This window comes from Pseudomonas sp. 10B238, assembly GCF_000970615.1.
Lineage (GTDB): Bacteria > Pseudomonadota > Gammaproteobacteria > Pseudomonadales > Pseudomonadaceae > Stutzerimonas.
Window position 1 is genome coordinate 1 of record NZ_KQ033946.1, and the last position, 14,105, is coordinate 14,105.

At 60.8% G+C, this 14,105-nt stretch carries 10 protein-coding genes; 5 read left to right on the forward strand and 5 right to left on the reverse strand.

Annotated elements, in window-relative coordinates; translation table 11 throughout:
- The coding region (locus RT21_RS21470) for an OprD family outer membrane porin (protein WP_046164341.1) at positions 1–662 on the reverse strand (662 nt) is incomplete at its 3' end.
- 293 nt (positions 663–955) lie between these two features.
- Positions 956–2,683, reverse strand: coding sequence for a tannase/feruloyl esterase family alpha/beta hydrolase (locus RT21_RS21475; RefSeq protein ID WP_046164342.1), 1,728 nt, complete (start codon positions 2,681–2,683; stop codon positions 956–958).
- A 514-nt stretch (positions 2,684–3,197) separates the two neighbouring features.
- On the opposite strand from RT21_RS21475, the gene RT21_RS21485 reads away from it, so the two are divergent.
- Complete coding sequence (locus RT21_RS21485) at positions 3,198–4,838, forward strand: Na+/H+ antiporter (protein WP_046164344.1); 1,641 nt, start codon at positions 3,198–3,200, stop codon at positions 4,836–4,838.
- Here RT21_RS21485 and RT21_RS21490 read toward each other — a convergent pair.
- Together RT21_RS21490 and RT21_RS21495 are read right to left on the reverse strand one after the other, a co-directional pair.
- Positions 4,835–5,251 (reverse strand): hypothetical protein, encoded by a 417-nt coding sequence (locus RT21_RS21490; RefSeq protein ID WP_045426839.1) that lies wholly within the window; start codon positions 5,249–5,251, stop codon positions 4,835–4,837. The genes RT21_RS21485 and RT21_RS21490 overlap by 4 nt on opposite strands.
- 296 nt (positions 5,252–5,547) lie before the next feature.
- Positions 5,548–6,348, reverse strand: coding sequence for an alpha/beta fold hydrolase (locus tag RT21_RS21495; protein ID WP_046164345.1), 801 nt, complete (start codon positions 6,346–6,348; stop codon positions 5,548–5,550).
- 211 nt (positions 6,349–6,559) lie between these two features.
- Between RT21_RS21495 and RT21_RS21500 the strand changes: the two genes are divergently transcribed.
- On the forward strand, positions 6,560–7,384 hold the full coding sequence (locus RT21_RS21500; RefSeq protein WP_046164346.1) for an AraC family transcriptional regulator: 825 nt from the start codon (positions 6,560–6,562) through the stop codon (positions 7,382–7,384).
- Positions 7,385–7,462: 78 nt separating this feature from the next.
- Here RT21_RS21500 and RT21_RS21505 read toward each other — a convergent pair whose 3' ends face one another.
- A complete protein-coding gene (locus RT21_RS21505; protein WP_046164347.1) occupies positions 7,463–7,888 on the reverse strand; it encodes a VOC family protein in 426 nt (141 codons plus the stop codon).
- 114 nt (positions 7,889–8,002) lie between these two features.
- Between RT21_RS21505 and RT21_RS21510 the strand changes: the two genes are divergently transcribed.
- The 3 genes from RT21_RS21510 (at position 8,003) to RT21_RS21520 (ending at position 14,081) form a co-directional block, all read left to right on the forward strand.
- A complete protein-coding gene (locus RT21_RS21510; protein WP_046164348.1) occupies positions 8,003–8,893 on the forward strand; it encodes a LysR family transcriptional regulator in 891 nt (296 codons plus the stop codon).
- Between the two features lie 200 nt (positions 8,894–9,093).
- Positions 9,094–11,679: a bifunctional diguanylate cyclase/phosphodiesterase gene (locus tag RT21_RS21515; RefSeq protein WP_046164349.1), complete on the forward strand. Its 2,586-nt coding sequence runs from the start codon at positions 9,094–9,096 to the stop codon at positions 11,677–11,679.
- Positions 11,680–11,969: 290 nt separating this feature from the next.
- Complete coding sequence (locus RT21_RS21520; RefSeq protein WP_256203913.1) at positions 11,970–14,081, forward strand: response regulator; 2,112 nt, start codon at positions 11,970–11,972, stop codon at positions 14,079–14,081.
- The last annotated feature ends 24 nt before the right edge of the window (positions 14,082–14,105 follow it).

Genomic DNA, 14,105 nt, shown 5'->3' on the forward strand with positions numbered 1-14,105 from the left:
GGCATGAACTGGTATTTGCCGCCGGCGAACATGAACTCGTCGCTGGTCTTGGCATTGCCCAAAACGATGTTGCGTGCTCCCGCGGTGAATACGGTCATCTCTTCGTAGTCCGAGGAGTCACGGTAGCTGGTGCGGTCGAGCATGCCGAGGTCGAGCGTAAGCCCGTCGACTTCCTTGCTCTGCAACCAGGCACCGCGATAGACGTTGGGCAGCAGACGACTGTCGTTACGCATCACCACCGGCATGATCGGCTGCAGGGTGCCAACGTGCAGGGTCGTGTTGGACATCTTCGCTTTCGCGGTCAGGCCGGCAGTGCCGTAGTCATCAGACGGCTGACCGGACGAATCGCGCCGCAGGATGCCAGTGCCGGAACGATCCGGGCTGGAGTCGAGCTTGACGCCCAACAGGCCGATCGCATCGACGCCGAAACCGACTGGTCCGTCGGTGTAACCCGACTCGATCTTCATGATGAAGCCTTGGGCCCACTCGTTCGCCTCAGACTGCGGTGCGCCACTCTGGCGGAAATCACGGTTCATGTAGAAGTTGCGCAGCTCGACGCTGGCTTTGCTGTCATCGAGGAACGCAGCGCTGGCCGGGCCGGTGATGCTCAGTGCAACGCTGGCACAGAGCAGGTTGCGGGAGAAATTGCGGAGGTCTTTCATGGTGCTTCCTTTTGTTGTTATTGGTTCGGTGTCGCCAGGTTTCCCTTCAGCGAATAGCGAATGCCGTGCCAGGCGCACCGGCGGTGCCGGCATTCCACCGGTATCGGGCGCGGAGCTCTAGCCAGAGCCCTGCAGCCACTACCTCAAGGACCGCACGGCCACAAAACCGGTAGGGCAGCACTGTCTGTCTGGCTGGACATGTTCGCCAGGGCAGGCCAAACGCTGTCCAATCGGCTGGAAGCCGGTCGCCGCGCACCACCAGGTGCTGCGTGGGGCGCGGCGTTGATGCGGCTCTAGTTGAGGCCTATGTGGCTCTTCACGCAGACAAAGCTGGAGGCATCGTTAACATCGCCGCGCCGCTTGTACTTCGGCCAGCCCGGGTATTCGCAAAGTGGGCGGGTGCGACCGGGTACGGCGACGGTGTCGGTGACGACCTGGCGCTTGGGTGTCACGCCGCGTTCGACCCAGTTCTCTAGCGCGGTCAGCGAATCCCAGGCGGCATTGAAGACGGTGCTGGCCGCGTGTGCGTAGCCGGGAATTTCGTAGTAGCGCATGAACCGGCGGGTCTGCCCGACGCCCATGTCCTGCTGCAGGCGCCGGTAATATTCAGCCGTGGCGCGGGTGCTGACCAGCTGATCCGAGGTGCCATGGGCCATCAGAATCTTGCCGCCGTTGGCAACGAACGCCGACAGATCGGTCTGGTTAACGTCCTGACGCAGCGACAGTGCATCGACTCGCGACTGCCACGGACCGAGGTCGGTCGGGTCCAGCGTCAGGGAGTTGAATGCCGGGTTGCGGGTCACGAAGTAGCGCACCCACTCGTCCCAGAACCCTGAATGGTAGGGCGCGCCTTCGGCGAAGCCGGTGCCATGCACGGGCATCGGATAATCGGGTTGCAGGGTATTCAACCCCAGCCGATTGACCACCAATTGCAGGCCTTCGCCGGGACGGCCCAGGTCGGTGCCCCAGGTATTGAAGCCGGGATAGCCGCGTTCACCACTGGCCAATGGTTGGCTGAAACGAATCGGCGTATCGAACACTTTGAGCGCGTTGATCTGTGCATCGGACAAGCAGCTGTTACCTGTGTCAGCCCCGTCACGGCAGCGCAAGGGACGGCCGTTGAGCTTGGCTGTTGCTGGATCGAATTGGGCATTGCATGCCGCCTGATGACTGATCACCCGATCGCGCACGCCATCGAGCCCGTCACAGGCCTGCATCGAGGCTTCCAGTAGCGCGGCGCGCTTTTCCAGGCTGGGATAGGCGCCTGGCGCAGCCAACGCGCGCGTAATGCGGCCAAACTGCAAATCCAGTGCGGCGGCGTTGTAGGCCGGGTAGAGCACGATTGCACCGTGAAAATCCTTCGGCCATTGCTGCACCACCGCCAGCGCCTCTCGGCCACCGGTGGAGCCACCGGCAAAATAGCTGCGAACCGGCGGCTGACCGTAACGTTGCTCGATCAGATACATCGCCGTATCTCGGGTTTTCTTCAGGGCGTCGTGGCCGTAGTTGGCCAAGGCTTCCTCGTTCCAGGCGAAGTCACCCGGATGAACCGGGTTGGCGACATGGCCCGAGTCGCTGGCAAATACCGCATAGCCGCGGCCCAGTGGCGTCGGCTGGTCGATCGGCCCGGCCGGGACGTTGCCGGCAACATTGGGAACGGTGCCGTTGTAGCCGCCACCGCCATACATCATCGCTTTGCTGTTCCATTGGTCAGGCAGGACGATGCGCATCTTGATGCTGGGTGCGCTTGGGTCGACCGGAGCGATGTCCACGCTCAGATCGCAATGTGGGCCAAACGTCTGTGGCGCGCTGCCACCGCCTGGGTTCAGGGTCGCGGCTGTGACCCTCGCGCCTGATGTGGGTAGAGCGATCGCCGAAGCAGGGATTTGCGCACCGGATAATTCGCTGCAGCTAGCGGCTAGGGTTGGCTCGGCAATTACCAACGCCAGCAGGGCGGGCGATGCCAACAGCAGCCGCGGAGAGGCTGCGCTGCGAAAACGCTTTGCACGGGATGCTTTCATGTGGGTTTCCTTGTTCTTGTTGTCATGCCTTCATGACTGACGCCACGAGGTGATGCCCGAGAACCACTGGCCGGGCGTAGTGGCTGAGCCAAAGCTGTGCCAGCTCAACAGAGCAAGGTTCAGCCGCCGATGACCGGTCACGAGATTGCAGCCGGACCGCTCTAGCATGAAGACGATCAGGCTGAACGCAGCGCTGCGACGAAGTTGTTTTCTGTCCAGTCCACGGGACATAGGTAGCCGCGTTGTCGTAGCGGCTGGACACTCTGTATGGCAGCTTGGACTTATTCGACGGGCGGTCCGGCCGTTGACTGAGAAATGCCGCCCCGAGGCGTGACGGGGTGCCGGCACGGTGACGTCTGTGCTTTAGCACCCGGGGAGTGGCGGTCGCAGCGTTTAGTTCGGACGGATCTGAACACCGAAGCGGATATTCCAAAACCTCCTGACTATACTTTCGTCGTATGTGCGCAACGGTCGCACGCCCCGCCTATTTTTCCTGTCGAGACCAGCCCGCCCCATGGAAACGCTTTACCTCATCTTCCTGCTGCTGCTTGCAGTCGGTGCAAGCCGCATTCTGGCCAATGTCGTTCCGCTGCCACTGCCAATTTTGCAGATCATCATGGGTAGCCTGCTGGCGCTTCCACCGTTCGGTATGGGCGTCGAGCTACGGCCTGAGATATTCATGCTGCTGTTCATCCCACCGTTGCTGTTTTATGACGGCTGGAAGATACCCAAGCGCGAGTTCACCGAGCACGGCGCGGAAATGACCGCCATGGCGCTGGTGCTCGTGCTGATCATTCTGGTGGTGGTGGGCTATTTCATTCACTGGCTGCTGCCAGCTATTCCACTCGGGGCGAGCTTCGCTCTGGCCGCCATCCTGTCGCCGACCGATGCGCTGGCGGTGATCGCCATTGCCCAGGGACGGCTGCCGCGGCATATGTCTCACCAGTTGGAAGGTGAGGCGATGATGAACGATGCCACCGGCCTGGTTTCCTTCAAGTTCGCGTTGGCTGCGGCTATCACCGGCTCTTTCTCGTTGGTCACCGTTACCGGCGAGTTCTTCGTCATCGCGCTGGGCGGTCTCGCGATTGGTGCGGGACTGAGCTGGTCGGTCGGCAAGGCCAAACAGTGGATGACCGCACGAGATCTGTTTGATCCTTCGACTTACGTGGTGATGATTCTCCTGCTGCCATTCGCCGCGTTCTTCCTGGCCGAACATGCCGGGATGTCCGGCATTCTCTCGGCGGTAGCGGCGGGGATGGTGCAGAGCCGTATCGACATGCTGCCGGTCAAGACCAGTACCCGGATCCTCAATCGCAGCATCTGGGAGATGCTCGACTTCAGCTTTAACGGCCTGGTATTCCTGCTGCTGGGTCTGCAGTTTCCGCGGATCGTCGAGCGCGTCTGGGAAGCGGCTGGGCACGAGTCCTACAGCATGCCGATGCTGGTTTTCAGCGCGCTGGCGATCATGGCGTTGCTGTTGGTGGTGCGCTTTGTCTTCGTCTTCGCCTATCACTGGAGCGAGGCACGTGTACGTCGCATGCTCGGCAAGACCGTCCAGCCCAAATCCCTTCGCTTGTTCTCTGCGCTGAGCGCCGTCGCCGGCGTGCGTGGTGCGATTACCCTGGCAGGTGTGCTGTCGATCCCGTTGATGATCGGCGATACACCGTTTCCAGGCCGTGATCTGATGATCTTCCTCGCCGCCGCAGTGATCATTTTGTCCTTGCTGATCGGTGCGCTGGGCATTCCCTATTTCCTCAAGCAGCTACCCAACAACGATTTTGAAGAACATCGGGAAGAGCTGAAAAAGGCACGACGGCTGGCCGCTCAGGCAGCGGTCAGCTGGCTGGAGGGCTGGAAGCAGGCCAACCCGGTGGAGGATGCGGATAGCGCACTGCTGCGCAGCGAGGTGACCGCGCGGGTCACCGAGTCATACCGTCACGACATCGAAGCGTTGATGGACCATCACGGTCGAGCAAACCAGGCCCGTGAAACCATGACGTTGGAGCGGGTCATTCGCGTTCAAGCCATCGCGGTGCAGCGCAAGGAAATGTACCGCATGAGGAAACGGCACGAGATCGACGAGCAGATGCTGCAAACCCTGCTGCGCGAACTCGATTATGAAGAGGCCGCGCTGGGGGCGGGTGAAACGGCTTAACGGCCGGCGAGGTCTTGCTGCGGTTCGGGTTCAAGCACGGCGATCGTATGGTCGCTGTGCTTGAACGTCACCAGCTGGGTCAGCCAGGCCTGCAGCACAGGCGATGGTGCTTTCTGGTTGCGCATCGCGATCGAAAGGATTTCCCGGGCGATAGTCACCACCGCGCTCTTGCTGCCGAGAAAGTGCCAGTTGAACCAGCCATCGCCGTAGGTCAGCGGCGTTTTCTGCCCTGACGGCAAGGGGATGTACACCTTGACCGAAAGGTCGAAAAGCACTTCGGGCTTGGAGATGATCAGCAGCTTCACGTCCGCTACCTTGCTCAACCAGTAGCGATGATCGAAGCGTCCTCCCGTCAGTTCCGCAGACTGGCTCAAGGCATCGTTGATCAACGCTCGGTTATCGATGAGTTGCACGGTAGGGGCTTCCGTCTGCAGGTGGGTGTTCCGCATTCGAACTGACGCGATCAATGCGCAACAGGTACGAAATCGGTGAAATAGACGCCGCGCGTGGCCGACAGCTTGGAGCCGTGCACGCCTCGCTTGGCATGTCGGGTTATCGGTTGATCGAGGTTTTTGTTTAGCCTTGCGTGAGTGAAAAGTTCGTTCGTCCAACAGCCCTGACCGATGGCGAACCCTGTCTAACAAGCGGCCTAGGCGCAAAAAGGCCGGTCGATGAACCAAGCTCATCGACCGGCCTTTTGCCGTAGCGGTTACTGGGCGCTGGCTTGCGCGGCTTCTGTGATCAGCGCAGCCACTTCATCTGGATGCGAGGTCATCACGACGTGGGAGGCGCCGGGGATGCTCAGGGTTTTCTTCAATCCCGCGCGGTCGGCCATGAACTTCAGCGCTGCCTCGGGGATGTTCTTGTCGCCGGTGCCGTAGACGAACCAGGAAGGCACGTACTCCCAGGCGGTGTTCTGGCTTTCTTCATTCAACGCGGCGGCTGTTATCGGGCGCTGCGTAGCCGCCATCAAGGCCGCCTCGGCCGCCGGCACATCGGAAGCAAACTGTTCGGCAAACTTATGCTGCTGGATGTAGAGATCCTGGTTGCCGTCGCTCAGCTGAACGGGTTCGGCCAGGGTCGGACCAAGCGTTCCGCCTGGAAACTTGCCGGCCAGCGTGGCAGCACTTTCGCCGGCTGCCGGTGCGAATGCAGCGACGTACACCAGCGCCTTGACCTTGTCGCTGCCATTCACTGCGTTGGTGATGACGCTACCGCCGTAGGAATGACCGACCAGCACGATAGGGCCTGAGGTGTGCTCGATGATGTCGGAGACGTATTTGGCATCGTTGGCCACGCCACGCAGCGGGTTGGCGGCGGCGATGACCGGATAACCTTGACCAATCAGCCGGGTGGCCACGCCGTTCCAGCTTGCTGCTTCGGCAAATGCACCGTGCACCAGAATCACGGTCGGTTTGTCGGCGGCGAAGCTGGCGACGCTGCCCAGCGTAGTGGCGGCGGCGAGAAGGGTGGCGGCTGCGGCGTTGCGGGTTTTCGATTCAGTGGTCATGACGTTGTTCTACCTTTTCGATTAGATACGGTTCGGGTTGTTGTGGCGGTGGCTGGCTCTGCTCAGCAGGCCGGAGCACCCACACAGGAAACGGCTTGGGACTTCGGAGCGACTTGCGTCAGGTGCAGGGTCATAATGCGCAGGCGGGTTGTCGTAAAGGACTCAAATTGTCTTAAATATGCAACTAATCGTCTAATCGAGGCAGGTAACCATGGATCGTCTATCGAGTCTGCTGTGCCACTTCGGCATGCACGCGGGCCTGTATCACAGCGGAGATCTCTGTGGCGTTGCGGCCTTCGAGACTGCGGACCAGGTGGGCTACATCCATGTGCTGCGCGAAGGCGCCATGACGTTGCGTCTGGCGGACAACAGTGAGGTGCGGTTGGCGGAGCCGACGGTGATGGTATTTCCCCGTCCGTATCGGCACCGGATGCTCGCCAACGAAGCGGATGGCGCGCGGCTGGTGTGCGCGACGCTGCAGTTCGACGGCGGGGCTAACAATCCGCTGGCCGCGGCGTTGCCTGATGTCTTGCTGCTGCCGGTGGCCGAAGCGCCGATCCTCGACGGTGCGCTGGCCTGGTTGTTTGAGGAAGCGGTCGCCGGCTACTGTGGCCGTGAGGCGGTCATGGGGCGCCTGTTCGAGTTGCTCATCGTGCAGATGCTGCGCCACTTGATGGCCAGTCAGACGATGAGTTCGGGAATGATGGCCGGGCTTGCCGACTTGCGCCTGGCGCGAGCGATCACGCTGATGCACGCCGAACCCGAGCGTGCATGGTCGGTGGCCGAACTGGCTGCCGAATCGAACATGTCACGGGCCAGCTTTGCCGCCAGTTTCCGCTCGGTGGTCGGGCAGACGCCCGCGGATTACCTCACCAGTTGGCGCATCAGCCTGGCACAGAAGCGCTTGCGCGAAGGTCGGCCGATCGCCCTGATTGCCGATGAGGTGGGTTACGAAAGCCCATCGGCGTTGGCTCGCGCCTTCCGCCGCAAGACCGGCGCCAGTCCGCGCGAATGGCAGGCCGCAGCGAGCGCGTGAAGGCGTGGCGGGATGCTCCCCGGCATCATCGTTCCGTCCGCGCTGCGTTGCTTGACCCATGATTGGCAGCGGCACAGCTCATTTGGCGAACAGCTGACTCATGTCCTTGAATGCCTTGAACTCCAACGCATTGCCGCAAGGGTCGAAGAGGAACATGGTCGCCTGCTCGCCGACCTGACCCTGGAAGCGTACATAGGGCTCGATAACGAACTTGGTATCCCGTGCGCGCAGACGCTCGGCCAGCGCTTCCCATTCCGGCCAGCTGAGCACGATGCCGAAGTGCGGCACTGGAACGTCGTGACCGTCTACGGCATTGGTGTGTGCAGCTTGCTGCGATGGCGTCTGCGGGTGCTCATGGATGACCAGTTGATGGCCGTAGAAATCGAAGTCGACCCAATGCTCGGACGAGCGGCCTTCGGCGAGACCGAAGACTTCGCCATAGAAGCGGCGCGCGGCGGGTAGGTCATGGACAGGGATCGCAAGGTGAAAAGGAGAGAGGCTCATCAAGGCTTCCTTCTGTTGTGGGGCCGTAACGATCATGTTGCCGATTTGTCGCCCTCATCAACAGCGGATATCGTTCGTGTCGAGCCTCGAATATTTCGATCAATCCAAGTCCCTATGATCCGCGAATTGAAAACCTTCCTTGCGATCGCCCGGTGCGGCAGCTTCGCCGCTGCAGGCCACAGAATCGGGCTGACCCAGTCTGCGGTCAGCGCCCAGATCAAGAATCTTGAGGAGGCGCTGGGCCTGCGCCTATTCGATCGAACAGGCCGCTCGGCGTATCTCAATGCCGCGGGCCTGCGGGCGCTGCCGCTGGCCGAGCAGATCCTCGAGACGTTCAGCTTGATGGGCCAACCGGAGTCGCTCGAAGACTACCGGGGCGAGCTGCGGATCGGTGCCATCGGTACGGTACAGACCGGCCTGCTGCCGCGGGTGCTGCTCCGTCTGCTGAAACAGGCGCCGGGCGTCGCGCCAAAGCTGGTTCCCGGTGTCTCGTTGAATCTGTTGTCGCAAGTCGATGCCGGCGAGATCGATCTGGCGATCATGATCCGACCGCCGTTTGCGCTGCCCAAGGAGCTCCATGCCGAGTTGGTTCAGCGCGAGCCGTTCGTGCTGATCACGCCGCTCGACGTGGCCGGTGATGACCCGTTGCAGCTCCTTATCGAGCAGCCGTTTGTGCGTTACGACCGCAGCTCCTTTGGCGGTCGGCAGGTGAGTCAGTTCTTGCGCAAACATCACCTGGACGTCCGCCCTGGCCTGGAACTCGACGAGTTGGATGCCATCGTCAAGATGGTCGCCTGCGGGCTGGGTGTAGCCCTGGTGCCAGAAGCCGGGTTATGGCTCGAAAGTACGCCGACCGTCCGCGTTCTCCGACTGGGCGGCGCAACCTTCTACCGGGAGCTGGTACTGATCGGCCGCCACAGCGCCCGGCAGCTGCCGGTGCAGCAGCTGTTTCACCGCTGTGTACGTGAAGTGTTGGCGGTGCAGGGCGGTCCGACTCTGGATTAGCGCGTCCGCTAAGGAAAAGCGCCCGCCAGCCACACCGAACGTCGGTTATAGACGGCGTCGCAGGGGGATATCGGGGCCGTGCACTACCCTTGATAGAGCGAGGATTCAACAATGGCTACGTATATCGGTCTAGCTCAGAACGGTGGCCAGCTCTATGGGTCCAAGTAGAAGCTCGTTTTACACACTTTTTGGATAACAGCATGGCCCAACCAGATCTGCAATCCCGGCTTGCTTTCACGCTGCAATCGGCTGGCTTGCTGGAGTGGTACGTCGAGCTGGACGATTCGCTGAACGATACCCAGGCGACGGTCGAGGCCGTCACCCATGCGCTCGATGCCTGTGCATTGGGCAGCACCTCGCTTACCGAATTTTTGGAACACATTCATCCCGATGATCGCGATCCGGTCGCCGAGCACGTGGCTGTCGCCCTCTCGACCGGTGACGAGGTGCGCTTCGATTGCCGTGTTCTGGTCGGCGACAGCAGTGTGCAAATGGTCAGCGTGACCGGTCGCTCCACCGCTCATCCCGAGCTGCGGGCGCTGCACTTCGTCAGTCAGGACGTGACCGACTGCCGCCGCTCCGAGGCCATAGCCGAAGGGCAGATGCGCTCACTGGAGCTGGCGGTGGCCGGTGCGCCCTTGACCGAAGTGTTGGTTGAACTTACCCGCTCGGCCCAAAGGCAGTCGGCTGGGACCATTCGCGCAGCCATCATGCGCCTGGATGAGGATGGCAGGCTGCGATTCGTTGAAGCGTCCAGCCTTCCTTCAGATTTCGTCGCTGCGCTCGATGCAATGGACGCAGGTTCCGATGAAACCACCTGCAGCGTGTCGGTACGCACCTGCAAGCCAAGTGTTGCCGTGGATATTGCCAGCGATCCGTACTGGGCCCGGCACCGAGACAAGGCGCTTGAGCACGGCCTGCGCGCTTGCTGGTCCACACCCGTTCTTTCTGACTGCGGCGAGGTGATGGGCACGATTGCCTGTTACAGCAGCGTATGCGCAGCGCCGTCGTCTGTGGAGCAAGAAGGAATCACTCTGCTCGCCAATACAGCGGCTCTGTTGGTGCAGCGCGAACGAGCCAATCGAGGGCGGGCCAAGGTCGAGCAAAAAATGGCAGCTAGTGAGCGCCGCTTCAAGGGACTGGTAAAGGCCACCAACAGCCTGGTCTGGTCGGCCAGTCTCCTGGTCGACATCGTCGAGTCACAACCCGACTGGAATGAATTCACCGGCCAGACGTTCGAGCAATCGCGCGGTAAGGGCTGGCTCGATGCCGTGCATCCGGAAGATCGTCCCGCGCTTGAAGCCATCATTGAGGAAATGTGTTCGGTTTATAGCAACAAGCGCGCTGAATACCGCATCCGCCGGGCGGACGGCCAGTATCGGCATATGACCGGTCACGCCGTGCCCATCTTCGATGACCACGGGAATATGAAGGAGTGGTCCGGTGGCTTGACTGACATCACCGACCGCAAGCAGGTCGAGCATCGCCTCCATCACATGGCGACTCACGATGCGCTGACCGGTCTGCCCAACCGAACCTATCTCAATGATCACCTGCGGGAACTGGTCAATTTCATCCCAGAAAATCAGCAACTGATGATCATGCTGATCGACCTTGATCGCTTCAAGGAAGTGAACGACTCGATGGGGCATGGCTACGGCGACGTGCTGTTGGTACAGATCGCCCATCGGCTGCGCGAGGCGCTGCCGTCCGGTGATCTGGTGGCGCGCCTGGGCGGTGACGAGTTTGTGGTGGTGGCTCATCTACCTGACGGCGTGCGCTCGGCCGAGCGGCTGGCAGCTGATCTGCTGCGGGCGATCCAAGTGCCCTGCGATGTGCTTGGCACACGTTACTACCCCTCGGCATCGATGGGCATGTGTCTGTATCCGGACCCGGACACCAGCATCGATGAGCTGCTGCAGCACGCCGATATCGCCATGTATCGCGCCAAGGATGCTGGCGGCACCGGGATGCAGTTCTTCTCGGCGGAGATGAGCATCGAGACCAAGAACCGCATGGCGCTTGAACTCGACCTGCGAGAAGCGCTGGAGCGCAATGAATTCGTGCTGCATTACCAGCCGCGTATTTGCCTGGACGATGACATTGCATGCGGTGTGGAGGCGCTGATCCGCTGGAACCACCCAAGCAAAGGGCTGGTGTCCCCGGCGGTGTTCATACCGATCGCCGAAACCACGGGACTGATCTGCAAAATCGGCAACTGGGTGCTGCAGCAGGCGTGCAAAGACATCCAGCAATTGACCGAACGCATCGGTACCGAGCTGATGTTGTCGGTGAACGTGTCACCGGTGCAGCTCAAATCGCCTACGCTGTGCAGCGAAGTCAGCGGCGCATTGCAGGCGGCCGGGATGGATACGCACCGTCTCGAACTGGAGCTGACCGAGTCCGGGTTGATCGAAGACACCGACGCTTCGCACCAGCTCCTGAGAAACCTGCGAACCGTCGGTGTCAGGCTTGCAATCGATGATTTCGGCACCGGGTACGCCGGCATCGCCTATTTGCGCCAATATCCCATCGATGTTGTGAAGCTTGATCGGACCTTCCTTTGCCCAACCGCCAAGGCTGATAACTGTCTCGATTTCATCAAGGCGGTGACCGAAATGTGCCATTCGCTTGGCATGCGCGTCGTGGCCGAAGGCGTAGAGGACGCCGATATGCTGCGACAGCTGATGCGGTCGGCATGCGACGAGGCACAGGGTTACCTGTTCGCAAAGCCTATGCCGCTGGCCCAGCTGGGTGACTACATCATCGATCGTCGGGCAAGTTGAGCACTTCAACATTTGGACTGCACTGAAGCCGCAACTCAATAATTGCCTGTATCGGATGCACGGTGTCTTCTGCCCGCACGGCCGGCTCTGTACCATTTGTCGACGCTATTACTCCCATGCTGGCCAAGCTGTTGTGGAGGCCGACTGTCGGGCTCGTGGCCAATCCAGCACAGCATCGCCTTCAGCCTTTGTGGCCGGCTTATCTATCGATTCTTCAAAGCAGACGTTTGAGTGCTAAACGGACGCGAAGGGAAACCTCACCTGCTCCTAACTACCGGAAGAGCACCGACGTGACTGCTGACATTTCATCCGAGGCCAGGCGGCTATTGATTGGCACCGGCTGTGGCGTCGATTTCTCTCGCCTGGTCCAACTGCTGGACGAAGAGGGGTATGAACTCGCTTTCTGCTCCGATAGCGAGAGCCTGTTTCAACAATTGGATCACCGAGTGGGTGCGGTGATCGCTACCGATCGATTCCTCGCGTCGGCGATGGCGAACGGGCCCGCCGTCGCCGAGCAAGGTGACGGGGCAGACATCCCCTTTATTGTGGTCACAGATACGCAGAGCGAATCACGCACTGATTTCCTGGCAATCAAGAAGCGGTTACCCGAATGGGTAGCGGACCTGGTCATTCTAGAACAACCCATCAGACCGGCAGCCCTGCTGAGCACCGTGGCGATGGCCTGGCGTTCCCGCCTGCGTCAGTTCGAGATTGCAGACCGTCTCGTGGAGCTGGCTGAGCAGCAGGCAACGCTTGAGAGGCTGGTCGAACACCTTCCGGTTGGCATCTGCCTGATCGATACAAACGGCACCACCGTGCTCAGCAATCCCACCTATGAGCGGTATGTCCCCAACCGAAGAATCCCGTCCACTGATGGTCGGCATGCTCAGCGATGGGTGGGCCTCGATAGCCAGGGTCAACGGATCCCGCCGGATCAATTTGCGGGCGCCCGCGCTTTGCGGGGAGAGATAGTGGAAGGTGCTGACTTCCGTTACTACCCCGACGACGGGCGTGAGCTATGGACACGCGTCAATGCGGTGCCGCTGTACGACAGCCAAGGGGAGATCCGAGGCGCCGCCTTGGTCGTCATTGATATAAATGCTGAAAAGCAGAACGAAGAAATGTTGCGCCGGTTCAACGATGATCTTGAGTTTCAGGTCAAGGCTCGTACCCGTGCGCTGGAAGAGGCGTTGGAGAAGCTGACGCTGGAAAGCCAAGAACGAGCCCGAACCGAAGAACAGCTGCGCCAATCCATGAAGATGGACGCGGTGGGCCAGCTCACCGGTGGCATCGCTCACGATTTCAACAACATGCTTACGGGCGTCATCGGCGCATTGGACCTCATGCGCCTCCGTATAGGCCGGCAGCAATACGGTGATCTGGATCGTTACATGACGGCCGCTCATACGTCCGCCAGCCGAGCGGCAGCCTTGACCCAGCGCTTGTTGGCGTTCTCCCGCCGGCAGTCGCTCGAAGCCCGCACCGTTTCAGTGAATCCGCTGATCCTATCGCTAAGCGACCTTCTCAAACGGACGCTGACAGAGCGAATCAAGCTTGAGCTGCAGCTTGATGACAGCGCCGGCTTGGCATTAGTCGACCCCAACCAGCTTGAAAACGCCTTGTTGAACCTAAGCATCAATGCGCGTGATGCCATGCCAGATGGCGGCATTCTGGCGATTGCCACCAGCCGAGCCGATTTCGACGAGACAGAGGCTGCTCGTCTGGGTGGTCACAGGGGGCGCTACGTCAGCATCAGGGTATCGGACACCGGGGTCGGTATTCCCGAGCCCGTGCTGGGGAAGATATTCGAACCCTTCTTCACCACCAAACCCTTGGGGCAAGGCACCGGGTTGGGTCTGTCCATGGTCTACGGATTCGTTCAACAGAGCAGCGGCTTCGTCTCGGTGACCAGCGAGGAGGGGGCCGGTACCTCGATCACCTTGTACATACCCCTGGCGCAGTCGTCGGCAGTCGAGAATGGGTCGATCGTCGCGCCCGTGGATCTGACCTCCGGACGAGGGCAGACGATCCTTGTGGTGGAGGATGATGATTCGGTACGCCTGTTGCTCGCCGCCGCGCTGGAGGACTTCGGCTACCAGGTGCACCTCGCTGAAGATGGTCAGCAGGCGCTGGGTTTGCTCGACGGCTTGCGTACGCTGGACCTGTTGATAACCGACGTCGGACTGCCCGGTCTGAACGGTCGCCAACTGGCCGAAATCATCCAGCAGAAACGGCCGGATCTGCCCGTTCTGTTCATCAGCGGTTACGCCGAAAACGCCGCGATTCGCTCGGAGTTTCTCGGGACGGGCATGAGCATGATGACCAAGCCGTTCACGCTTGAGCATCTGGCTGAAACAGTATCAGCCGCCTTGGACGCGCAGGCTGAAACGGGCGCTATTTGAGCGCGTAAGGCCAGGTCCTCCGGG

Coding starts and splice junctions, on each gene's coding strand:
- RT21_RS21515 (WP_046164349.1), top strand. CDS start 9,094: ATGGCCCAACCAGATCTGCAATCCCGGCTTGCTTTCACGCTGCAATCG.
- RT21_RS21505 (WP_046164347.1), bottom strand. CDS start 7,888: ATGAGCCTCTCTCCTTTTCACCTTGCGATCCCTGTCCATGACCTACCC.
- RT21_RS21500 (WP_046164346.1), top strand. CDS start 6,560: ATGGATCGTCTATCGAGTCTGCTGTGCCACTTCGGCATGCACGCGGGC.
- RT21_RS21510 (WP_046164348.1), top strand. CDS start 8,003: ATGATCCGCGAATTGAAAACCTTCCTTGCGATCGCCCGGTGCGGCAGC.
- RT21_RS21475 (WP_046164342.1), bottom strand. CDS start 2,683: ATGAAAGCATCCCGTGCAAAGCGTTTTCGCAGCGCAGCCTCTCCGCGG.
- RT21_RS21495 (WP_046164345.1), bottom strand. CDS start 6,348: ATGACCACTGAATCGAAAACCCGCAACGCCGCAGCCGCCACCCTTCTC.
- RT21_RS21485 (WP_046164344.1), top strand. CDS start 3,198: ATGGAAACGCTTTACCTCATCTTCCTGCTGCTGCTTGCAGTCGGTGCA.